Genomic DNA, 20,897 nt, shown 5'->3' on the forward strand with positions numbered 1-20,897 from the left:
CGCCGTTGCAGGGACGTGGGAAGCGCCCGACTGAATACGTATGTGACGGGATCTCCGGGGGTTGGCTTTGCCGCGCGGCCCGGTCAGGTACGGGGCGAACGGCGGCGGCGCACAGATCGTCGGGTGTTTCGGGAGGATGGATGCGGCGCGCTCTACGTTTGGCTTCGATGGCATTGGCGATGGCTGCGGGAGCGGCCCCGCTCATGGCGCAGACCTTTCGCGACCGGCTGCCGCAGGACGAGGTGATCTATTTCGCGCTGCCGGACCGGTTCGACAATGCCGATCCCGCCAACGATCGCGGCGGCCTGCATGGCGACCGGCTCGTCACCGGCTACGACCCGACCGCCAAGGGCTTCTATCACGGCGGCGATCTGAAGGGGCTGCGGCGGCGGCTGGATTACATCCAGGCGTTGGGCGCCACCGCGATCTGGGTCGGCCCGGTCTTCCGCAACAAGCCCGTGCAAGGCGCGCCCGGCCACGAATCGGCAGGCTATCACGGCTATTGGATCACCGATTTCGGCCATGTCGATCCGCATCTGGGCACCGACGCCGATTTCGGCGCGCTCGTCGCCGCGGCGCATGCGCGCGGGATGAAGGTGTATATGGACATCATCGTCAACCACACCGCCGACGTGATCCAGTATCGCGAATGCGGCGCCGGGCGCGCCTGTCCCTATCGGTCGCGCGGGGATTATCCCTATCAGCGGCGCGGCGGTGTCGCCGGAACGCCGATCAACCCGGGGTTCCAGGGCGACCGGGTATCGACGGCGGCCAATTTCGCCAGGCTCACCGACCCGACCTATGCCTATACGCCGTATATCCCGGCGGGCGACGAGCATGCGAAATCGCCGGCATGGCTGAACGACGTGACGCTCTATCACAACCGTGGCGATACGACGTTCGAGAACGAGAGCGCGACGCTGGGCGATTTCTCCGGCCTCGATGATCTGATGACGGAAAACCCGCGCGTGGTATCCGGCATGATCGACATCTTCGGCGGCTGGATCGATCGGTTCGGGATCGATGGCTTTCGCATCGATACCGCACGCCATGTGAACCCCGAATTCTGGCAGGCGTTCGTCCCGGCGATGCAGGCGCGGGCGGCGGCGAAGGGCATTCCGCATTTCCACATCTTCGGCGAGGTGTCGTCGCACGACGTCGCGCCCGCGCGGCAGGCGGAGCATACCCGCGTCGACAAGCTGCCGGCGGTGCTCGACTTCGCGTTTCGCCAGGCGGTGATCGAGACCGTGGCGGGGACGCGCGGCACCGATGCGTTCGAGACGCTGTTCGACGGTGACGCGCTGTACGAGCATGGCTTCGACACCGCGGTGCAATTGCCAACCTTCACCGGCAATCACGACGACGGGCGTTTCTCCACCTATGTCCGCCGCGCCTTTCGGCAGGCAAGCGATGACGAGGTGCTGAAGCGTACCCTGCTCGGCAACGCCATGCTGCTGACGCTGCGGGGCGTGCCGACGATCTATTCGGGCGACGAGCAGGGTTTCGTGGGCGATGCCGGCGATCAGGATGCGCGCGAGGATATGTTCGCCAGCCGCGTGGCCGACTATAACGACAACCGGTTGCTGGGAACGAAGACGACCACCGCGACCGCGCATTTCGGCCACGACAATCCGCTGTTCCGCCAGATCGCGGCGCTGGCGCGGCTTCGGCTGGCGCATCCCGCGCTCACCCGCGGGCGGCAGGTGTTGCGCCTTCGCGAGGACAAGCCGGGATTGCTCGCGATCTCGCGGTTCGATCCCGTCACCGGCGCCGAGATCCTGTTGGTGTTCAACACGTCCACCACGCCGGTCGCGCGGCAGGTGGAGATCGGCGTGGCCGGCACGACCGTCGCGTCGCTCGCCGGCACGGGGTGCGCAGCCCGGCCCAGCGCGCCCGGCAGCCTGCGGATCGCGCTGGCGCCGCTCGATTATGCGGTCTGCGCGATCGGTGGCGCGCGATGAGCGACGACGCCGTCTGGTGGCGCGGCGCGGCGATCTACCAGATCTATCCGCGAAGCTTCGCCGACAGCAACGACGACGGCATCGGCGACCTGCCGGGGATCACCGCGCGGCTGGATCATGTCGCGTCGCTGGGCGTCGACGCGATCTGGCTGTCGCCCTTCTTCACCTCGCCAATGGCCGATTTCGGCTATGACGTGGCGGATTATCGCGACGTCGATCCGATCTTCGGTACGCTCGCCGATTTCGACGCGCTCGTCGCGCGCGCGCACGGGTTGGGGCTGAAGGTGCTGATCGATCAGGTCTGGTCGCACACCTCGGATCGGCATCCCTGGTTCGAGGAAAGCCGCGCGGACCGCACCAACACGCGCGCCGACTGGTATGTCTGGGCGGATGCGAAGCCCGACGGCAGCCCGCCGAGCAACTGGCAATCCGTCTTCGGCGGCCCGGCATGGACCTGGGATGCGCGGCGCGGGCAATATTACCTGCACAATTTCCTGAGCGTCCAGCCTCAGGTGAACGGCCATCATCCCGGCGTGCAGGCGGCCTTGCTCGACGTCGCCCGGTTCTGGCTCGACCGGGGGGTCGATGGCTTCCGCCTCGATGCGATCAATTTCCTGATGCACGAGACCTCGCTCCAGGACAATCCGCCCGCAGCCGATGACGGCACGCCGCGCACCCGGCCATTCGATTTTCAAGTCCACACGTATAATCAGGGCCATGCGGACATTCCCGCCTTTCTGGAGCGGGTGCGCGGTGTGCTGGATGGCTATGGCGGCCGCTTCACCGTGGCCGAAGTCGGCGGCGCGGACAGCGATCGCGAGATGAAGCTGTTCACCGCAGGCGGCACGCGACTCGACAGCGCCTATGGCTTCGATTTCCTCTATGCCGACGCGCTCGTGCCGCGGCTGGTCGCGGGGGCGATCGCGGCGTGGCCCGAGTCACCGGGCGTCGGCTGGCCGAGCTGGGCCTTTGAGAACCACGATGCGCCCCGCGCGGTGTCACGCTGGGTCGCCCCTGCGGACCGCGACGCCTTCGCCCGCGCCAAGATGCTTCTGCTCGCCTGTTTGCGTGGCAGCATCATCATCTATTACGGCGAGGAACTGGGCCTCACCCAGGTGCCGATCGCGTTCGAGGATCTCCAGGATCCCGAGGCGATCGCCAACTGGCCGCGAACGCTGTCGCGCGACGGAGCCCGCACGCCGATGCCCTGGGCGGAGGACCAACCCGCACTCGGCTTCACCCGCGGCAAGCCGTGGCTGCCGCTCGGTGACGATCACGCCGCGCTGGCGGTGGATCGGCAAAGCCGCGATGCCGGTTCGATGCTGGGCTGGACCCGCCGGGTGCTGACGTTGCGGCGTGCGCGGCCGGCGCTGAAAAGCGGCGGGATCCGCATCGTGCAGGCGGACGATGCCGTGCTCGCGATCGAGCGGACTTATGGCGAGACCCGGCTGCTCTGCGTCTTCAATCTGTCCGCCCGACCCGTGGCGTGGTCGCCAGCCGATCCGCATGGCTGGGATTTGCTGCTCGCGACGGGAGCGATCGAGGCCGGTATGCTCGGCGGCTATGCGGCCGGCGTCTTCGAGCGACGGGGGTGTTGATCGTGCCCCGCCGGACCTGCGAGGCGCCGCCGGCGCGGCGAGTGCGACCGGGGAGGGGATGACGATGGCGAGACGGGCACGACAGGGTTTCGCGGGCCTCTGGAACATGTCGTTCGGGTTCTTCGGATTGCAGATCGGCTTTGCGCTCCAGAACGCGAACGCCAGCCGCATCTTCCAGGCGCTTGGCACGCCGATCGAGGGGCTCGGCCTGATGTGGGTGGCCGCGCCGCTGACCGGCCTGCTCGTGCAGCCGCTCGTCGGTCATTTCAGCGATCGTACGCGGGGGCGCTTCGGACGGCGCCGGCCCTATTTTCTCGCGGGTGCGATCCTGTCGACGCTCGCGCTGTTCGCGATGCCGGTGGCGCCGTCGATCTGGGTGGCGGCGGTAACGCTCTGGATGCTCGACGCGTCGCTGAACGTCTCGATGGAGCCTTTCCGCGCCTTTGTCGGTGACATGCTCGAACCCGAACAGCGACCGGCCGGCTTTGCGTTCCAGACGGCGTTCATCGGTGCGGGCGCGGTGGTCGCCAGCCTCGCGCCCTATATCCTGGAGCATGGCTTCGGCGTCTCGAACCTGGCGGCGCCGGGGCAGGTGCCCGACAGCGTCCGCTATGGTTTCTGGTTCGGCGGTGCCGCGTTGCTGGCGGCCGTGTCGTGGACCGTGCTGACGACCCGCGAACCCCCGCTGGAACCGCAACGCACCGCCGTCCAGGCGCGCGCTCCCGCCGCCGTCCCGGTGCACGGCGCCGCCTGGATCGCCGGCGGCGGCGCGCTGGCGCTGCTGATCTTCCTCGCCGAGCGTGGCGGCTGGCTGGCGTCGGCGAAGGATGCCTATCTCGTCGCCGGCGCGATCATGGTGTTCGGGTTCGGGCAGATCGTCTCGCGCGTGCTCGTCCGCTCGGGCCGTGGCGACAATGTGTTGAGCCATATCGTCGGCGATCTTGCCGCGATGCCGCCGATGATGAAGCGCCTCGCGCTGGTCCAGTTCTTCACCTGGGGGGCGCTCATCATCATGTGGGTCTATGCCACGCCGGTGGTCGCGCAGCATGCCTATGGCACGATCGATCCGGCTTCCGCCGCCTATAACGCGGCGAGCAGTTGGGTCGGCGTGTTGTTCGCGATCTATTCGGGCGTTGCGGCGCTGGCTGCCTTCGCGCTGCCCGCGCTCGCCGGCAGGATCGGTGCGGCGCGGACGCATATGGCGTGCCTCGCGATCGGTGCCTCGTCGTATCTCGGGCTCTTCGCGATCACCGATGCGACGGCACTCGTCATACCGATGATCGGCATCGGCGTGGCCTGGGCTTCGATTCTCACGATGCCCTATGTGCTGCTCGCCAATGCGCTGCCGCGCGAAAAGCTCGGCGTGTATATGGGTATCTTCAACTTCTTCATCGTCCTGCCCCAGCTGATCGTGGCGACGCTGATGGGTGGCGTATTGAAGGTCTGGTTTCCGCGCGAGCCGGTCTGGACGATGGCGGTCGCCGCGGCGGTGATGGCGGCCGCCGCCGTCGCGATGGTGCGGGTGGGCGACCCCCGCGAGGATGCGGCGCGTCGATGACGCCCGCGCCGCGCGGTTCATCGATCGACTTGGCCGCGATCGCTTGCCGCGGCAGCCCCGCCCATTCTATCTTCGTCCGATGACTGAGTATGTCGCCGAGTTTCACGCCGTCGATCGCACGCGCTTCGAAGACGAGATCGTACCGCGCGGCCGACCGGCGATCTTGCGTGGGCTGGTCGCCGATTGGCCGCTCGTGCGCGCCGCCCGCGCGGGAGCACAAAGCTTCGCCGACTGGTTGAACGCGCACGCCACGGCCGAGGCCGCGCCCGTGTGGTTCGGGCCGCCCTCCATCGACGGGCGGTTCGGCTTCACCGACGATCTCGCCGGCTACAACCATGATCGCAAGATGGCGAATGTCGCCCAGTTGCTCGATCTGCTCCTGCGCCAAAGGGGCTCGGCGGACGCGTGGTCGATCTATGCCGGCGCGCTGCCCGTCGATCGGCATCTGCGGGGCTTTCGTGCCGCCAATCCGATGCCGCTGCTGGATCCGTCGCGCGAGATGCTCGTGTCGCTGTGGCTCGGCAACCGCACCTCGACCGCGGCGCACTGGGATCTCCCGCAGAATCTCGCCTGTGTGGTCGCCGGGCGGCGACGCTTCACGCTGTTTCCGATCGAGCAGGTGGGCAACCTCTATGTCGGCCCGCTCGACCGGACGATTGCCGGGCAACCGTCCAGCCTCGTCGATGTGGACGCGCCGGACCTCGCGCGCTTTCCCCGCTTTGTCGAGGCGCAGCGGGCGGCGCTGGTCGCCGAGCTGGAACCGGGCGACGTGCTGTATCTGCCGAGCCTATGGTGGCACGCGGTGCGCAGCGAGGACGATGTCGGCGGCCTCGTGAATTTCTGGTGGCGCGACGGACCCGCTGCCGAGCAGGTCTCGCCCCTTCTGTCGCTCCTGCATGCGCTGATGACGACGGGCGGCATGCCCGCCGATGAGCGGGCCCGCTGGCGCGTGCTGTTCGATCACTATGTCTTCCGCGACGATGGCGACCCCGCGGCGCATATTCCCGCCAGCTATCGCGGCATGCTGGAATCCCCGTCCGCGGAGGTGCTCGCCAATCTGAGGCGGCGGCTGGCGGCCGAAAACGGACGTTAATGATTTCGATTGAGCGGCCCCCTTCTGAGTGGTCCATCGACTATGAGAGTCTGGATCAAGGAAGGGACGACGAATGCCTGCCAAGCGGACGTGAACCGACGGCGAACGTCCGGGAGCAGCGGAACGGCTCTAAATGGCGGCTTTCGGGTTTGGGTTCGACCTGGGACGGCTACCTGAGCGGGGGCCGCCTTGCCAGGATCGGCCGCAAGACCAACATTGCGCGCATGACGGAAAAGCTGGCGATGTCCGAAGATTATGCACGCGGCCGGCGAGATGGACTGCGCCTCGCGCTGTCGATCCTGGAGGCAGAGGAGGCTAGGTGGGAGGCGCTGCTCGGTGAGAGCCCATCATGGCGGACGAATGCGATGCGCGCGATCCGACACAAGGCGTACCAGGTAGCACGCAAGCGAGTGCAGACTGCGTTTAACCGGTTCCTGCCCAAGTCAGAGTCCGTATTGCCGGCCGAGATTGCTTCAATGATTGACCAAGCTGGATTGTAGGAAGGTCGCCTTCGGAGGCTCTACCGTTCGACCTAGACACACGTTCAATCAATGGGTGCAACCATGATGAACGAACGGCAGGTTTCGAGGAACGGCAAAGCGGCTCCGGCCGCCCACGACTGGGTCCTTGATGGTCAAGCGCGCCACCGCCCTTACTGATGGTGGAGGGTCTTCTCGAAGCCTTCATTCGCCTTCGTCATTCTGGCCAATCTCCGCAGATACGTTCGAACATGCCGTTCGAACCGGACATCGTCGTGGATGCCTGTCGCGGGGTATTCGTCCTTGCCGATCAGCTCCTTGAGGCGGTCGGCGAACGCGGCTTGATCGTTCGTGCAGTCGGCGCCCTGGAGCGCGCGGCACGACCATTCCTCGGCCGCGGCCATGTCGAATTCGTCTCTGGCCTCATAGCCGCGCCTGTCCGCCGCCGCTTGATCCATCCGCGATGCCTCGGATCGGCGCTTCAGCCAATTGCGAACCTGCGTCGCATCCCATGATTTCGCCGGCTTCGTCATCGCTTTTTCCGATTGTCCTGCAGCGAGGGGGTTTTTTGGTGGCGGCTTTCCATATGATGCTGCGGTCCGCTTCGCTACAGGCGGGGGGCAATCGAGGCACTTACATCGAGATATGGCCAGACGTTCCAAACATGATCCCTACGATCATCTTCCGCAGGAAGACGTGGCGCCCGCCGCGCCGGTGCCCTGCTGGCTCTGCGGCCGGCCGACCGGCCAGACTATCGTCTGGCACCATCCCGTACCCAAAAGCCGCGGTGGCCGGGAGGTCGTGCCCATGCATCCGATCTGCCAGCAGACCCTGATTGCCAATTTCACCAATTCCGAACTGCAGCGGCATGGTATGGAGGTGGTGGGCATTCTCGATCATCCGAACATGCGCAAATTCGTGGATTGGGTGGCGAAGAAGGATCCAGACTTCACCGCGACGATCACGAAGAAGCAACGCTGATCGGCTGGTCAACGAGCTGTTGCCCATGTCGGGCTGTAATCGCCGACGCCCCGTTATGATGATTGAACGTCAATGCGGCCGCCTGGCTGACGCGTATAAAATCGAGAATCGGGCAATGAGGGAGGCACGCCAAGCGATCGCATGTAGATCGTCCCAGACCGAGAAACGACGATCTGCGTCAGCGTCCCCGCTCCGCGTCGCGTGGCGCTTGGTCGTCCGATCGCCCTTTCTGCCACGGCCAACGCCCGTCGATCTCGACTTCGAGCGAGAAGCTCAGGAACGTTCTGATGAGAACAATGCCGGCCAGGACGAGGAGGCTCTCGATCGTCGGATCCACCGCCACCGTGTTGATGATGTCGGCGGCCACCAGGAATTCCAGGCCGAGCAGGATCGATCGGCCGAGCCCCGAGCGAAAGTCGGCGATAAGCGTTGCCCGGCTCGTCATACCCTTGATGAGCCCGACCAGGAAGGCCGCCAGCGTTCCGAACGCGCCGACGACGATGATGGCGGTGCCGACGATCTCGACCGCGCTCGTGGCCATGTGGATCCAGTCGGCTTCGTTCGTCATCATGGTGCTTCCTGCCTCAACGGCGGCGAAGGGACAAATGAGCGTCCGAGCAACTCAGTCAGACGGACCGGTCGGAAGCCCCGAGCATCGACGCCCACGTCGTGCTGGCGGAGCATCGGTTTGAGCCTGCCATGGCTGTGGCCGTGAAGGTTGATCGCGCGGCGGTGCTGGCCGTTCCAGCTCCTGAACGGGTAGTGACAGAGAACCAGCCGGTGGCCGTCCTCTGTCAGCTCGGCATAGTCGCCCACGCTTGCCCAGCCTTCGGCGTCGCTAGTCGCCACGGGGTCGTTGCTGCCGCGGATCAGGTGTTTGGTGCCGTTGAGACGGGAGAGCAGTGCCGCCACGTCGCCCGGACGCCGCGCGACGTCCCCCAAGTGCCACACGACGTCGTCCATGCCGACGACCGCGTTCCATGCCGCGACGAGCGTGTTGGGTGCTGTCAGTCTAACGCGAACCCGTCTCCGCACGATGCGCCTCCGGCTGCGATCGCAACGGCCTAGGCCACGTGGACAAAGGTTGACGCGCGTCTGATCGCTTGATTCAAGGCTGTCTTTTGGAGGCGGCGTTGGGCGAGCGGATTGGGATATCGGATGATGAGTGGGCTCTGATCGGCCCCTTGCTGCCGTCGGAGCGAGGACGTGGCTGCCGACCCGCGGGAGACAACCGGCCCTATTTCGAAGGCATGGTGTGGATGGCGCGGACAGGCGCGCAATGGCGGCATTTGCCGGATGAATACGGCAAGTGGAACAGCGTGTTCCGGCGATATCGTCGCTGGGTCGTGACGGGCGTGTTCGAAGCCATGCTGGAGACCCTGGCCGCTGTCGTCGAGCGGGATGTCAGCGCCGACATGATCGACAGCACCGTAGTCCGGGCGCACCACTGCGCCGTCGGGCTAAAAAAGGGGATCAGAAATTCGAGGGGCTCGGCCGTTCGCGAGGCGGCTTCACGACCAAGCTGCACGCCCGCTGTGATGGTCAGGGGCGACCGCTATGTTTCGTCCTGACGCCGGGCCAGGCTCACGACGTGAAGGGTTTCGGGCCCTTGTTCGGGATGCTGGCTGACCGGATCGAGGCTCTGCTTGCCGATAAGGGCTATGACGCCGATGCCATCCGCCAGGAACTCGCCAAGGCGGATGTCGAGGCGGTCATTCCAACCAAAAGTAACCGCCGCATACCGATCCCGCATGATCGCGAGAAATACCGTTGGCGCAATCTCGTCGAGCGCTTGTTCAGCAAGCTCAAGAACTGGCGCCGTGTCGCAACGCGCTATGACAAGACCGCAGAGTCCTATCTCGGCTTCGTCGCGCTCGCATCAGTTACGCTGTGGCTGCCCTTTGTCCACGTGGCCTAGTACTGGCATGGCTGATCCCAAGTACTGACAGCCCTGTGGCTGACGTAGCGCGGTCTGCGCCTCCGCGATATCGACGTGAAAGAAGCCGATCGGATAGCGCTTGAAGCGCTGGCGCTTCGGCTTGTCACCCTCGATGTCCGGCAGGCGAGAGATGCCGGGCAGCTGGAGGCATCGATGCAGCGCTGAGCGCGTCAGATGAGGGATCGACGGCTGCAATGCGTAGTGGCAGTCGTCGAGCGGCAGGAGCGTGTGACGCCGGAACCCGACGACGGCCGCCTCCTCAGCTTGGGTCAGGGTCGTTGAATGAGGGGCCTTCGGCCCAGTCTTCAGATCCTCGAGCGCCGCCCGCTTACGCTACTTCGCGACCGTCTTCGGGTTGATCCCCAGCTCTCGGCTCAGCGTCGAGAGCGAAGCTTGCGATCGCTGTATTGCTGCTCTGACGGCGTGCGTGGTCTTGGCGCTCCCGTGACGTACTTGCCCCATATGGCTTCCTTCCATTCAAACGAAAGGATCGCACCAGCAAACCGTGGGATCAAACACCTAGTTGGAACCTAGCATTCAGGGTGATGCAGGAAGCGGGCGGCGGAAGTTGATTCCGCCACCACACCTTCAGCGTCCCATTACATGTTATTTCCCATAGGGCTATCGCTGTTCGACGACCCCATCGAGGAGTCTGTATTTGGCATCGTCTTCTTATGCATGGACTTCTTATGCATTGTCTTCTTATGCGACATCATGTGCTTCGCCGGCATCTTGCCGCTCGAGGTGGACATCGAGCTGCTCTGCATGGCGCTTGAGTTGCCAGCCATCATCTGCGCGCCAGCGGCACTGGTCAAAGTCATCGCGGCAGCGGTAGCGATCATCATCTTAATCATGTGACTCTCTCCTGACGTACCGCACCGACCTTCGTGTCAGGGGGCGTCGGAAACAGAATGCTTCCCGATCGCTGTTGGACCCAACCCGTTGAAAATTGTCCGAATATTGGCTTGGTGATGATGGTAGTTGAGCCAACGGATCGAGTCGATCTCTCGCGTCTTTCTGATCGCTCCGTTCGCGGTTAGCTGTGCCGATCCTCACTCGAAGCTCGTAGCGTCGGCGCACAATGACACGATGGTAGGTTGCAGGACGCCTTCACTGCGAGCTGCCCGAGCAATCCGGTTTGAAATCGTACCGTCTACGCCGTCTCTAATCGAGACACTTGTAAGCGATATATTCTCGACTTCTTTAAGCCAAGCATGCACGATCGCCGAAATTGCAGGACATCAAGTTTGTGAGCACTTCTTACGATCATGTCGTGCGCCCTCTTGCGCGTCGACGAGACCGGAAACCGGTTGACTGGATGCTTTACGCCGCCGCTGTCGTTCTTGCGAGCCTGCCCTCAGCTTGCGTGAACCCGGTCAGCAACAAACTCTATCAGCCCTCGCCGATAGGTGGAAGTCGGCTCACGTGGTCGGGAAGGACACCTGTCGCTGTTCGAACCATCACCGCGGATGGCGTCGAGCTGACCGGTTGGTATTGGCCGGCGACGTCTAAGGACGAAGACTTGATCGTCTACATGCCGGGTCGGGCAGGGAACCGGGACACCGCCGCGTTACGTGCTCAGGCGTTTGCCGAAGGCGGACACGGAGTCCTCGTTGCCTCTTACCGGGGATATGGCGACAACCGGGGCACGCCGAGCGAACACGGTCTTTATGATGACGGCAGAGCGTTCGTTCGCTTGGCTCGCCATTTGCAGCCACATGGACGACTGTTTTTGTTTGGCGACGCACTGGGGGCGGCTGTGGCCCTTCATGCCGCGGTGGGTGAGCCCGTAGATGCCGTGGTCACCCTCGGCGCTTTCGACCGCTTCAGCAGCCTTGCTCCCGCGGCGCAGCGACCCTTCTATAAGGATAGCTTCGACAACCTTTCTGCGATCCGGCAGCTGCGTATGCCGATCCTGATCATGCATGGGCAGAAGGACGAAGTTGTACCGTTTGCCGCTGCTGAAAAACTGCGAGCGGCCGCCGGGGGCAGGGCCGTCATAGTGCCGATCGCGGGCGAGGCTTACCATGCGTTCGAACTGAGCCATATCGCGCCAGTGGTGTGGCAGGCGCTTGATGAGCTCACGAAGACCACGCCTGAGAATTGAAATTATCGAGCTTTCGAGCTTACAGCCTGTGACGAGCCACCCCTGCTGTATTGGTAGCCGATCATGCCGGAGAGGCCACAATCCTTGCATGACCGCAGGAAGGTAGCGGCTCTACCTACCTGCCTAGCGAATGTCACGCTGTCGACGTCTGCCGCCCGGCGGCTCATTGCGATCGCATCGCTAATCGCGAACGGCACGACGTGGTGGACAGCTGTCCGTCCGCTTTCCTACTTCGCGGCCCTATGTTCTACCTGCCCGAGGAAATCGAAACGGTAGCGCTTGAGGGCGCGCGCCATACATTCCGAGCTTTGGCGAGTGTCCTCGTCCGCATTGGCTTCAGCAGCGGGAAGAAGGTAATCACCGTAAGGCAACTCGTTTCGAATGGAATGATGAAGCCCCAGCGACTCAACGTGACACGTGGCCGCTGCGCGACTCAATGCACGATCTGTCAGCAACGGCCTATGGTGCGGATCAGTGGTGCAGCCTGCGGCCAAGGCGATAGTAGCCGCCGAAATTGCGAACGTACGTTTACTCATCGAACTGTTCCTTGGGCTTGTCTGCCAAGCTGCATGACCGCCTGCTCGCACGCAAGCGCGGTGGTTGTCGGAACGACTGATAGTGGGCGTTTGCGGCCTGGCGGCTTTTGGCGGCGGCTTCGTCGATCGCGAACGTCGCAACGTGGTGGGGAGCGGAACGACCGCTTTGAAGCAGCGAGGGTTGGTAAGCGGAAATACCACTTATGGGGAGATCACGCGCATGACGGACGCTGCTCCAACGCCTACGTGCCAGATTGTGGTGGCTCATCCTCTTCTCGATTCTCGGCAAACCGACCACGTTCTAAGAGGACCTCAAGTGCGCGTTGCGCAATAGGTTGGATGCGCTTTGGCCACCCAGTTTCGATGAATTGATCCGGGATCATGTTCTGCGGTGTGGCGTCACATGCATCGTCCAAGATCGCGCTAACTTCCAATAGGTGCTGCTTTTCTCGAGGCGTGATTGCGCTGTTGGGCCGCATGTTACCATCTTGGCGATGGGGAATTTGGTCGTAGAACATCTCAAAATATTCGTCTGGCCACTCTCGCCTTACGCCGTTATCGCCATCTGCGAGCGTAGAGACGGCTTCCATGATCCGGTTGCGGAGCCGCTGATCGATCACGCGGTCAGTTGGTTTCTCATCCATCGCTGCCCTTGAACACCGACGCTCAAATGTCCGCAATCGGGAAACGATGGAGACGGCGGGAATGTCCGGGTCTGGGCGTTTGCCGCCGAACGGCTTCTAGCTCCCGCTCTGCCGATCGAGAACGGCGCGTCGTGGTGGTGAACTGTCCGACCGCTTTTCGGACCTTGGCGTTCGAGTTGCCCGTGTCAGTCGGCTGACCTTGATGGCTAGCTGTCGTTATCTCAACGGCGAATAATTGCGTTGATCGCGGCACGGCTGCCGAAGCCAACGAGAGCGGCAATCCCAAGTGCGGCTCCGATCAGCGGCCAATCAAAACCATGATGGCAGGGGTCACCGGGAACGCAGTCACCAAGCGCGCTCAAGAGGATCACAAAGCCGACCAACGGCAAACCGACTAGCGCGGCCAAACCGCAACCCCACTTGCCTCCCACCGTGCCACTGGATCGATATCCATCCTCCATCAGCGTTAGCTTAACCCAAACGAGTTCATGCGCAATTCGGGCAGTAGCGGGCGCACCGGCGATCCCATAGTTCACAAACCTAAGGCCAAATCGCGCGGCCCTTGCCGTACCCGGGATGGCGCTGCTGAAACTCATCCATGAACATGAGGCGTGCTTCGTTCAATCGCGCGCACGCATCGGGCGAATACCCGTAGTCACCGGTATCCGCGAGTAGGTCGTACAGCCGGAGCATGATCTGCTGATACCGTTCTGCGGGGTCCAAAATGTGCCCCATCTCATCGGTTTCGCGTCCAAAATCATCGTAGGTCGCTGCCATATCTAACTCCGTAAGCCGAACGTCACGGCGAATGATGTCTCCGATCATCGAAGGCCGTCAACGGCAGCTATCAGGTGGCCTCCGTGCGCAAGACGAATGACCGGCATTGGGCGCTGGCAGCCCGGCGGCTTCTGCCTTCCGCTCTGCCGATCGGGAGCACCGCGACATGGTGGATTGCGGACATCGATATGCGCGGGCTAAGCAGTGCATGGTGTTGGACGTAGCGTAACAATGTGCTGGCCTGAGGAGGAGGCAGGATCTCGATGCGAACGGTTGATGCTGTCGATGGAGAGATCCGGTTTACCGCAACATGGGGCGGCGTAGACCGTTACGTGTTCATCCCTGATCCGTACGTCTCCAAGGACGCAGGTCGCGCTGTAAGTCGGGACGAGGCAATTGCGTACGTTCGAGAGCATTTGGAACGATATCGTTCCGAGGCACAAGCGCAACATGGCGATCATAACCCGGATAAGATCGTGATCTTGTCCCGGACTTCCGCTGTATCAGAACAATCCAGCTAGGCGCGGCTCTGTCCGCTTTTGGGCGATTGTGTTGAAAAAGACGGGCTTGCAGTTGTGTTGGTGGTCTGATTCACTTGCCGCGAGGTGAGCGGAGACGGGCCGATGATGGGCGAGCGGACGGTAGCGCAGGAGGCGCTCTTCTACAGCTTCAGCCTGGAGCGGCACGTGCCGGCGGATCACTTGCTGCGCTCAATCGACCGGTTCGTGGACCTGTCAGGCATCCGCGAGGAGCTGAAGCCCTTCTACAGTGACACGGGTCGCCCCTCGATCGATCCGGAGTTGATGATCCGGATGCTCATCATCGGCTATTGCATGGGTATCCGGTCCGAACGACGGCTGTGCGACGAGGTGCATCTGAACCTGGCCTATCGCTGGTTCTGCCGGCTGGGGCTGGACGGCGACGTGCCGGACCATTCGACCTTCTCGAAGAACCGCCACGGGCGCTTCCGCGACAGCGATCTGTTGCGCCGTTTGTTCGAGACGACGGTCGCGCGCTGCATGGCCGAGGGGCTGGTGGGCGGCGAAGGGTTCGCGGTCGACGCGAGCCTGATCCGCGCCGATGCCAATCGTCAGACCGGCGGTCCGGGCAGCGAGGGCTTGCCGCCGGACGCCGACAGCCGTGCGGTGCGCGAGTATCTGGCCGTTCTCGACGATGCCGCATTCGGCGCAGCGACACCGGTGGTGCCGAAGTATCTGGCACCGGTCGATCCGGCATCGCGCTGGACCAGCGCGCATCGCGGGCCGGCCTTCTATGCGTATTCGACCAACTACCTCATCGACCTCGACCACGCCGTCATCATGGACGTGGAAGCGAGCACCGCCGTGCGCCAGGCCGAGGTGACCGCGTGCAAGCGCATGATCGCGCGGGTGCAGGACCGCTTCGGCGTCTGGCCCGAGCGGCTGGCCGCCGACACCGCTTACGGCTCGGCGGAGATGCTCGCCTGGCTGGTCCACGAGCGCGACATCCAGCCGCACATCCCGGTGTTCGACAAGTCCGCCCGCCGCGACGGCACGTTCGAGCGCGATGCCTTCACCTACGACCGTGACGACGACAGCTACGTCTGCCCCGGTGGCAAGCGCCTGCGCCCGAGGAACCGCAACTTCGCAACCGCCCGGGGCGATGTCGGCCAGGACGGCTTCATCCGCTATCGCGCCCGACAGCAGGACTGCGGCGGCTGCGCCCTGCGGGAACGCTGCACGCCCAACATGCCGGCGCGCAAGGTCACCCGCTCGATCCACGAAGGGGCTCGCGACCTTGCCCGCGATATCGCCACCACCGACGCCTACGTCACTTCGCGGCGCCAGAGAAAGAAGGTCGAGATGCTGTTCGCGCACCTCAAACGCATCCTGAAGCTCGACCGATTGCGCCTGCGCGGTCCAAACGGTGCCAGGGACGAGTTCCATATGGCAGCCACCGCCCAGAACCTCCGCAAGATGGCCAAGCTCATCCCGATGCCGACGCAGCCGCTACCGGCCTGAGCCGGTCAGCCCTGTTCAGCACAAACCCTCTGCCGCTTGCACCAAGCCAACACCCGACTTCTTCAACACAATCGGGCGATTGCCGCCTGTCCGCTTTACCGCCTGATAGCTGCCCAGCCGGTTTGGGGCGGCGTCTCCTCCGCTATCGACAACGAACGGCCCAACGTGGTGGACAGCGGAACGGCGGCTTTGAGGATGGCAGGATTGCAGAACGGACCGACGGGTATCAGCGATTCCCGCTAGGCCTATTTCGGGGCGCTATTTTGATCGGCAGCATCTATAACGGCATCAACAGCACCGATCACAGCGTCTGGGTTGCTAAGTTGGATGAAATGCCCTGCCCCGGGGACTTCCCACTGAGTGCCCGCCCGCGAAACATGCATCAAATCGCGATGTGCGGTCAGCCATTCTCGTTGCAACGGCGATACGACATTTGCGGGTTGTTGATGATCGCTATTATTGCCACTCGGAACAAACGCAGATAGGATAATTAGTGGGATATCATTATAGTTTCTTCTCGGCTTTTCGACGGCGCGGGCATTTGACGGAAATTCCGAAAAAAGGGAAGCGGTCGTGTCAAATCTCGCTGGATTTAAGTCTCGTTTTGCCAATTCATCTTTGAGTCGTTTGGAATAGCGCGGGGAGTATTGCAGGCAGCCATCTGGGTCAGGAGAGGTAAGGGTCAGTTGACCGGTCCTTAGCGCAGTTGCACATTTACGCGATCCTTGAACGATCGCATCGTTTTGCTGCTCTAACTGCGCTTCATCGGAGGGAGCTGCTACTGCCAATCTCTGGAACTGATTAGGTATGCTGGGGTCCACTAGAACCATACCCGCAACGTCGGCAAGATGCCGATCGGCAAACATCAGCGACTCATAAGATCCCATTGAATGCCCGACCAAGATGTATGGGCCGACAACGTGTGCCGCATGCAGCGCATTTTCTAAATCGTCCGTCGTGGCAGATGTCGTTTGAGCGATTTTGCTTGCGTCGCTAAACCCGAACCCAGCCCTATCCCATGCACATACCTTATTTCGCTGCGCTAGGGCTGGTTGCACCTTACCCCAAACTTCCGACCAATTGCCTATGCCTGCCGTCAATATAACTGTCGGTGAACCCGATCCCCGGCAAACTAAGTGAACTCGTCGTTTATCGCTCAAAACTATTGCGTCTTTAGGATCATCGTACTCGATAGCTGTTGTTGGTCGCTCGTGCTGATCCCTGTCCCGAGATTGTGGTAGGTTCGCTGTTGCCGGAATTGCCGTTGACCAAGCTAATAGAGGAATTACCCACCCGCGCATCGACCCTCTCCTAAACGCTGTCCAGCGACGGCTTTAGGGAAAGCGCGCTCCAACCCTCTACGTCAATATCTGGGCGTTTGCAGCCCGTCCGCTTTGTCGATCCCGATCGACGCGACGTTATAGGAAGCAGACATAGCTTAACCGTCAGGTATGACGGCGATTTCGCCCCCACCCATCGCGATCATGCTCCACCGCTCGCCATTGGCGTAATAATAGGCGTACCACCCTTCATAACCACATGAATGGTTGAAGACATCGATGCGCGTATCATAACTGAATATGATGCGCAGATCCCCTGTCTGCCGGTCTAGCTGAACATTTTCGACAATTCTATTGCGTAGTAGATTTGCTGAGCGCTCCACTCCATCGACCGGCGAAGGAAGCCCAAACAGTTGCCCGTCGTCATTATCACCAAATGCAACACGACCATCCGCAGCTATACGCCATGGAACGCAGAACAGTATTGTATTTTGATCGCCAAAGTCTGCACGCCAGAATGGCGGCTCACGTTCAATCGAGCAAGCCCGTCCGACAAACGCTCGTTCAAATTCGCCTTCAAAGTCCCGTTCCATAAACCATGAATGCCATGCGCGGAGAATGTCGGCAATTGGGAGTCTGCCGTCCGGCAAATCCTGGTGGCCGCTTCGCTGGCCCCGAATGACGCGATGTGGTGGATAGTTGCCGTGCGCTATCAAAGCCGAACTTTCAGCGCTTCCTCAATCTGACGGTAGCCTTCGGGGCTTCGTGCCCGCGCTTGGCCAATTTCGCCAGCATGACGAAGCGCGAACGCCTCCACCTCTTGGAGAGTATCGGGGTAAGGCTCCCCAACACTCCAGAACAAGAAGCCATGGCGCACCAGAGCCTCCACCTTCCTCCACTGCTTTTCATCGGATCGCTTTGGCGGCTTGAACTTGCGAGTTAGCCCGATGCTTGGGCCTCCGCATTCAGGACAGGGCAGGACGGCTTCCGCCCGCGTAGCACGTTTGAAGCTCTTACGGCACCGGAAGCACGCATATGGGTGAAGGTAGGCCGACTGAACTGTTCCGCCCTTCTGCGCCGGGGGAGTGGGAGCTACCTGCGTCATAAGTCCAGTTTACCCCGCTCAGGATCGTCCGCAACTGGGCGCTTGCAGCCCGGCGGCTTCTGGCTTCCGCTTCGCTGATCGCGAATGTCGCGACGTGGTGGAAAGCGGAAAGGCGGCTTTCGAGGAGCGACTGGTCGCTGCCCGCTCGGGTGCGCTGACTTGTCCCGGTTCCAACGCGCTGTCATGCTACTCTTATGAACCGGTTCAGCGATGGAACAACACGTATCGGCTGGTTCGCGCCGTTGGCGGCACGTCTAGTCACAGGCTTGGTCTGTGGGGTCGCGATCTTACCGGGCGCGCTCCTATCCATACCGTTCAAGGACCAGCCGTGGGTTTGGCTTGGTGCGATCAGCGGATGTCTCGGCGCTGTTGCCGTCACCGTTTCCAAGATGAAACCTAAACTAGAGGCGCGACCTTTCGCGCGTATGGTTGCCGGACAGACTACTTTTACAGCAGGACTAGCAGGGGCAGTTTGCTTCTTCGCTTTTGTTGCGATGGTAGCAGTAGGCGTCGGCTCTCATTTCATTCGCAATCAGTGACCTTGAATGTCTGCTTTTGGGCGTTTTCAGACCGGCAGCTTTTCCTGCCTTTGTTTCTGACTTATCGGTGCCTCACAACCGACCGGATCGTGACACTCACGTCGCAATCGACGCAGAAGCTGCCGTCTAAAACGGCGCGAAGCCCAGCTTAGAGAGGCCCCGTCTCATGCAGCCCACGGGTCGCGAACGACATCCGCGCCGCCGCCGGTGGTGCAGACGAACGATACCCGCACCTGTATTGCAGCGGTTACCGCGACAACGCCGGATCTTCGCTAATCATTGACATCGTGCGTACCGTCGGCGGCGAGGCGAAGTGCCAAGGCGATAACTTGGTCGCGCCAAGCGATCGGAGCTGACAATGACTCGCCGATTGCGGATGCACCGTAGATCGCACCGGCAAGCTGCCCGGCGGTTGCAGCGATGGAGTCGGCGTCGCCGCCAAGATTGGCGGCCCGGAGTACAGCATCCTCGAATGTCCGCGTCGTAGCTACGCTCCAGATGGCCGCTAGGAGCGTTGCGACGACCCAACCTGACGGATCGATTTGGCTGCGCTCGCGGCCACGCCAGGAACCGGCGAGAACGCGGCTGACGTTCTTTGTGCCGTCCCACGCGCGCGGTTCTAGAACGCCACGGCCGCCGCCGTTTAAAGCTTCAACGAGCAAGGTGCCGAAGGCGCGGCAGGCGTCGATGACTTCGGGCGCGCCATGGGTGCAGCGGCTTTGGCAGTCGGCGGCTACGAGCATCTCGGGTAAATCGTGCTGGAACCGGATCGCGATGGGCGCCATACGAACAAGTGAACCGTTACCGGCGGACATGATGTCAGTACGTCCTGCACGGACTTTGCGTGTTTGACTAAAGTTCGTGATGGCGGCGCGGGTAAGTAAGCCGACGTCGTCGCACTTACCCGTGCAGCTGTAATCGCCATAGTAAAGCCAGCGCCGTAGCCGGTCGAGGAAGTCCTCTTCGTGCAGGCCGCCGCAGTCTGCTAGGCTCATTGCCAAGGCGATGGACATAGCGGTGTCGTCTGTCCATTCGCCTGGCTTGCGCTTGAGCCAGCCGCCCCCGACGATGCGCGTGAGGGGTGTGACCCGCCAGCCTTCGACGAACTCGTTTGTTACGCCGAGCGCGTCGCCGATTGCCCCGCCGAGGAGGCAACCGACGGCACGATCTTCGATCGACCCAGGAATGATAGAGGCAGGGCTCATGCGGCACGCTCAAGGCGGCGAACGGCCGGACCGACCGGGGCAATGGGGGCCCACTTCGTCTGCTGCGCCGTCAAGGCAGCTGAAACGATGCGATGCAACTTGTCCCATGCCAGATAGCGGTCGTGTAGAGCCCAGGCATAATCGGCTTCGCCTTGCCAGGTGAATGCTTCGATCATCTGTTCCAGCTCGATGCTCAGGAAAGGGACTGACCCTCCACATGCATCCTTAAGCTGAGCGGCATACTGCCCGCTCGCGCGCTGGACGAGATGATTGTGCGCCGGCGCAACGAGCAAAAAATGCGCCGAGGCGAAATCGCGACGAGCGACCGCGGCATGAGCGAGAAGGTGTTCACGAAATAGCTGCTGGAGCGGGTTGACCCGAAGAAAGCCGTGGTCGGGATTCTTGAAGAGGCCTGACGACCGGGCGAGTTCGATCAGCAGCGTGGCGTCAGCTATCGGGGCGTTGTCGGTCATGGCTTCGCTGTATTTCACCTCAATCGCAACAAGACCTCGTCGGCCGTCCGGTCGATCGTATATGACAGCGACATCGAATGCTGTCCGATCGGCGGTAAGATCGGCGTCGAGCCGTCCGGGCGAATATTCCAGGATGACATCGGCGATGCGGACGAGCGGCAGATCAGGAATTAGGCTACGCAGCAGCCGCGCCGCCAGCTGCCGGTCTAGGGCAAGTGGAGCGAAGAGATTGACCGCGAGCGACATCGAGGTGAGCAGGTTCCCAAACAGTCGCCGTTCGTCGATCAGCGCGCCGTTTTGACGATAGGCGAGCTGGTGCCGCGCCCAAGCGGCAATCGCGGGGGTAAGGAAATTACGGCCAGCGGCGGCGGCAGCGATGCTGAGTCGCGATCCCAGCCGACGCGATGAGCCATCGCGTCGCACCACTGAACCCAGGGGCAATCTTTGTGCTTCCCGCCATAACGCCTGCAGCAGACGAGCGGCGGCGCGGAAGCGAGTGTCGTTCGGCTCGTGGACGCGGTGCTGTTTTAGTGCCGCGGCCGGAATGAGCGGCAAGGTGTTTTGAGCGGTAGGCGAATGCATAAGTTGCTCCTGTTGACAGGATTAACTCACTTATCGCGCT

Annotated in this window: 19 protein-coding genes and 2 pseudogenes; 10 read left to right on the plus strand and 11 right to left on the minus strand. The window is 62.5% G+C overall.

The genetic code is table 11. The features are described 5' to 3' along the window. The first annotated feature begins 140 nt into the window (after window positions 1-140). From OXQ95_RS09140 to OXQ95_RS09160, 5 genes are all read left to right on the plus strand, one after another. A complete protein-coding gene (locus OXQ95_RS09140) occupies window positions 141-1,961 on the plus strand; it encodes an alpha-amylase family glycosyl hydrolase (protein WP_267381276.1) in 1,821 nt (606 codons plus the stop codon). Beyond that, window positions 1,958-3,559, plus strand: a complete 1,602-nt coding sequence (locus OXQ95_RS09145) for an alpha-glucosidase family protein (RefSeq protein ID WP_267381277.1) — start codon at window positions 1,958-1,960, stop codon at window positions 3,557-3,559. The genes OXQ95_RS09140 and OXQ95_RS09145 overlap by 4 nt, the downstream gene beginning before the upstream one ends. A gap of 64 nt (window positions 3,560-3,623) precedes the next feature. Further along, on the plus strand, window positions 3,624-5,117 hold the full coding sequence (locus OXQ95_RS09150; protein ID WP_267381278.1) for an MFS transporter: 1,494 nt from the start codon (window positions 3,624-3,626) through the stop codon (window positions 5,115-5,117). Between the two features lie 79 nt (window positions 5,118-5,196). Further along, entirely contained in the window at window positions 5,197-6,210 is a 1,014-nt protein-coding gene (locus tag OXQ95_RS09155; protein WP_267381279.1) for a cupin-like domain-containing protein, read from the plus strand. Continuing rightward, window positions 6,210-6,710 (plus strand): hypothetical protein, encoded by a 501-nt coding sequence (locus OXQ95_RS09160; RefSeq protein ID WP_267381280.1) that lies wholly within the window; start codon window positions 6,210-6,212, stop codon window positions 6,708-6,710. The genes OXQ95_RS09155 and OXQ95_RS09160 overlap by 1 nt, the downstream gene beginning before the upstream one ends. Before the next feature lie 152 nt (window positions 6,711-6,862). On the opposite strand, the gene OXQ95_RS09165 is transcribed toward OXQ95_RS09160, so the two are convergent. Next, window positions 6,863-7,222 (minus strand): hypothetical protein, encoded by a 360-nt coding sequence (locus tag OXQ95_RS09165; RefSeq protein ID WP_267381281.1) that lies wholly within the window; start codon window positions 7,220-7,222, stop codon window positions 6,863-6,865. 112 nt (window positions 7,223-7,334) lie between these two features. Between OXQ95_RS09165 and OXQ95_RS09170 the strand changes: the two genes are divergently transcribed. Beyond that, window positions 7,335-7,670 carry a hypothetical protein gene (locus OXQ95_RS09170; protein ID WP_267381282.1) on the plus strand — a complete coding sequence of 112 codons (336 nt, stop codon included), beginning with the start codon at window positions 7,335-7,337 and terminating at the stop codon, window positions 7,668-7,670. A gap of 178 nt (window positions 7,671-7,848) precedes the next feature. Here OXQ95_RS09170 and OXQ95_RS09175 read toward each other — a convergent pair whose 3' ends face one another. Beyond that, window positions 7,849-8,241, minus strand: coding sequence for a DUF1622 domain-containing protein (locus OXQ95_RS09175; RefSeq protein ID WP_267381283.1), 393 nt, complete (start codon window positions 8,239-8,241; stop codon window positions 7,849-7,851). Next, window positions 8,238-8,633 (minus strand): metallophosphoesterase, encoded by a 396-nt coding sequence (locus OXQ95_RS09180; RefSeq protein ID WP_267381284.1) that lies wholly within the window; start codon window positions 8,631-8,633, stop codon window positions 8,238-8,240. The genes OXQ95_RS09175 and OXQ95_RS09180 overlap by 4 nt, the downstream gene beginning before the upstream one ends. Window positions 8,634-8,854: 221 nt before the next feature. Here OXQ95_RS09180 and OXQ95_RS09185 point away from each other — a divergent pair. Further along, window positions 8,855-9,588, plus strand: a pseudogene (locus OXQ95_RS09185) (IS5 family transposase). Between the two features lie 48 nt (window positions 9,589-9,636). On the opposite strand, the pseudogene OXQ95_RS09190 reads toward OXQ95_RS09185, so the two are convergent. Further along, a pseudogene (locus OXQ95_RS09190) lies at window positions 9,637-10,071 on the minus strand (IS481 family transposase); the annotation flags it as partial. Between the two features lie 141 nt (window positions 10,072-10,212). Between OXQ95_RS09190 and OXQ95_RS09195 the strand changes: the two are divergent. Beyond that, window positions 10,213-10,467, plus strand: coding sequence for a hypothetical protein (locus OXQ95_RS09195; RefSeq protein WP_267381285.1), 255 nt, complete (start codon window positions 10,213-10,215; stop codon window positions 10,465-10,467). Window positions 10,468-10,840: 373 nt separating this feature from the next. Continuing rightward, a complete protein-coding gene (locus tag OXQ95_RS09200) occupies window positions 10,841-11,716 on the plus strand; it encodes an alpha/beta hydrolase (protein WP_267381286.1) in 876 nt (291 codons plus the stop codon). Between the two features lie 227 nt (window positions 11,717-11,943). Here the strand turns inward: OXQ95_RS09200 and OXQ95_RS09205 are convergent, their stop codons facing one another. The 3 genes from OXQ95_RS09205 to OXQ95_RS09215 form a co-directional block, all read right to left on the minus strand. Further along, entirely contained in the window at window positions 11,944-12,252 is a 309-nt protein-coding gene (locus OXQ95_RS09205) for a hypothetical protein (RefSeq protein WP_267381287.1), read from the minus strand. Window positions 12,253-12,494: 242 nt separating this feature from the next. Further along, window positions 12,495-12,896: a hypothetical protein gene (locus tag OXQ95_RS09210; RefSeq protein WP_267381288.1), complete on the minus strand. Its 402-nt coding sequence runs from the start codon at window positions 12,894-12,896 to the stop codon at window positions 12,495-12,497. 540 nt (window positions 12,897-13,436) lie between these two features. Next, on the minus strand, window positions 13,437-13,673 hold the full coding sequence (locus OXQ95_RS09215) for a hypothetical protein (RefSeq protein WP_267381289.1): 237 nt from the start codon (window positions 13,671-13,673) through the stop codon (window positions 13,437-13,439). A 623-nt stretch (window positions 13,674-14,296) separates the two neighbouring features. Here OXQ95_RS09215 and OXQ95_RS09220 point away from each other — a divergent pair. After that, window positions 14,297-15,673 carry an IS1182 family transposase gene (locus OXQ95_RS09220; protein WP_267381290.1) on the plus strand — a complete coding sequence of 459 codons (1,377 nt, stop codon included), beginning with the start codon at window positions 14,297-14,299 and terminating at the stop codon, window positions 15,671-15,673. Between the two features lie 245 nt (window positions 15,674-15,918). Here the strand turns inward: OXQ95_RS09220 and OXQ95_RS09225 are convergent, their stop codons facing one another. The 4 genes from OXQ95_RS09225 to OXQ95_RS09240 form a co-directional block, all read right to left on the minus strand. Continuing rightward, on the minus strand, window positions 15,919-16,974 hold the full coding sequence (locus tag OXQ95_RS09225) for an alpha/beta hydrolase (protein ID WP_267381291.1): 1,056 nt from the start codon (window positions 16,972-16,974) through the stop codon (window positions 15,919-15,921). 137 nt (window positions 16,975-17,111) lie between these two features. Beyond that, complete coding sequence (locus OXQ95_RS09230) at window positions 17,112-17,546, minus strand: hypothetical protein (protein ID WP_267381292.1); 435 nt, start codon at window positions 17,544-17,546, stop codon at window positions 17,112-17,114. Window positions 17,547-18,869: 1,323 nt separating this feature from the next. Next, a complete protein-coding gene (locus OXQ95_RS09235; protein ID WP_267381293.1) occupies window positions 18,870-19,802 on the minus strand; it encodes an ADP-ribosylglycohydrolase family protein in 933 nt (310 codons plus the stop codon). Continuing rightward, window positions 19,799-20,857, minus strand: a complete 1,059-nt coding sequence (locus OXQ95_RS09240) for a hypothetical protein (protein WP_267381294.1) — start codon at window positions 20,855-20,857, stop codon at window positions 19,799-19,801. Before OXQ95_RS09240 ends, OXQ95_RS09235 begins: the two co-directional genes overlap by 4 nt. Between the last annotated feature and the right edge of the window lie 40 nt (window positions 20,858-20,897).

This window comes from Sphingomonas sp. GC_Shp_6 (assembly GCF_026540835.1).
Taxonomy (GTDB): Bacteria; Pseudomonadota; Alphaproteobacteria; order Sphingomonadales; family Sphingomonadaceae; genus Sphingomonas.

Bases quoted from the DNA above. Each gene is read 5' to 3' on its own strand.
- OXQ95_RS09140 (WP_267381276.1), top strand. From the start codon at position 141: ATGCGGCGCGCTCTACGTTTGGCTTCGATGGCATTGGCGATGGCTGCG.
- OXQ95_RS09145 (WP_267381277.1), top strand. From the start codon at position 1,958: ATGAGCGACGACGCCGTCTGGTGGCGCGGCGCGGCGATCTACCAGATC.
- OXQ95_RS09150 (WP_267381278.1), top strand. From the start codon at position 3,624: ATGGCGAGACGGGCACGACAGGGTTTCGCGGGCCTCTGGAACATGTCG.
- OXQ95_RS09155 (WP_267381279.1), top strand. From the start codon at position 5,197: ATGACTGAGTATGTCGCCGAGTTTCACGCCGTCGATCGCACGCGCTTC.
- OXQ95_RS09160 (WP_267381280.1), top strand. From the start codon at position 6,210: ATGATTTCGATTGAGCGGCCCCCTTCTGAGTGGTCCATCGACTATGAG.
- OXQ95_RS09165 (WP_267381281.1), bottom strand. From the start codon at position 7,222: ATGACGAAGCCGGCGAAATCATGGGATGCGACGCAGGTTCGCAATTGG.
- OXQ95_RS09170 (WP_267381282.1), top strand. From the start codon at position 7,335: ATGGCCAGACGTTCCAAACATGATCCCTACGATCATCTTCCGCAGGAA.
- OXQ95_RS09175 (WP_267381283.1), bottom strand. From the start codon at position 8,241: ATGATGACGAACGAAGCCGACTGGATCCACATGGCCACGAGCGCGGTC.
- OXQ95_RS09180 (WP_267381284.1), bottom strand. From the start codon at position 8,633: ATGGACGACGTCGTGTGGCACTTGGGGGACGTCGCGCGGCGTCCGGGC.
- OXQ95_RS09195 (WP_267381285.1), top strand. From the start codon at position 10,213: ATGTTATTTCCCATAGGGCTATCGCTGTTCGACGACCCCATCGAGGAG.
- OXQ95_RS09205 (WP_267381287.1), bottom strand. From the start codon at position 12,252: ATGAGTAAACGTACGTTCGCAATTTCGGCGGCTACTATCGCCTTGGCC.
- OXQ95_RS09210 (WP_267381288.1), bottom strand. From the start codon at position 12,896: ATGGATGAGAAACCAACTGACCGCGTGATCGATCAGCGGCTCCGCAAC.
- OXQ95_RS09215 (WP_267381289.1), bottom strand. From the start codon at position 13,673: ATGGCAGCGACCTACGATGATTTTGGACGCGAAACCGATGAGATGGGG.
- OXQ95_RS09220 (WP_267381290.1), top strand. From the start codon at position 14,297: ATGATGGGCGAGCGGACGGTAGCGCAGGAGGCGCTCTTCTACAGCTTC.
- OXQ95_RS09225 (WP_267381291.1), bottom strand. From the start codon at position 16,974: ATGCGCGGGTGGGTAATTCCTCTATTAGCTTGGTCAACGGCAATTCCG.
- OXQ95_RS09230 (WP_267381292.1), bottom strand. From the start codon at position 17,546: ATGGAACGGGACTTTGAAGGCGAATTTGAACGAGCGTTTGTCGGACGG.
- OXQ95_RS09235 (WP_267381293.1), bottom strand. From the start codon at position 19,802: ATGAGCCCTGCCTCTATCATTCCTGGGTCGATCGAAGATCGTGCCGTC.
- OXQ95_RS09240 (WP_267381294.1), bottom strand. From the start codon at position 20,857: ATGCATTCGCCTACCGCTCAAAACACCTTGCCGCTCATTCCGGCCGCG.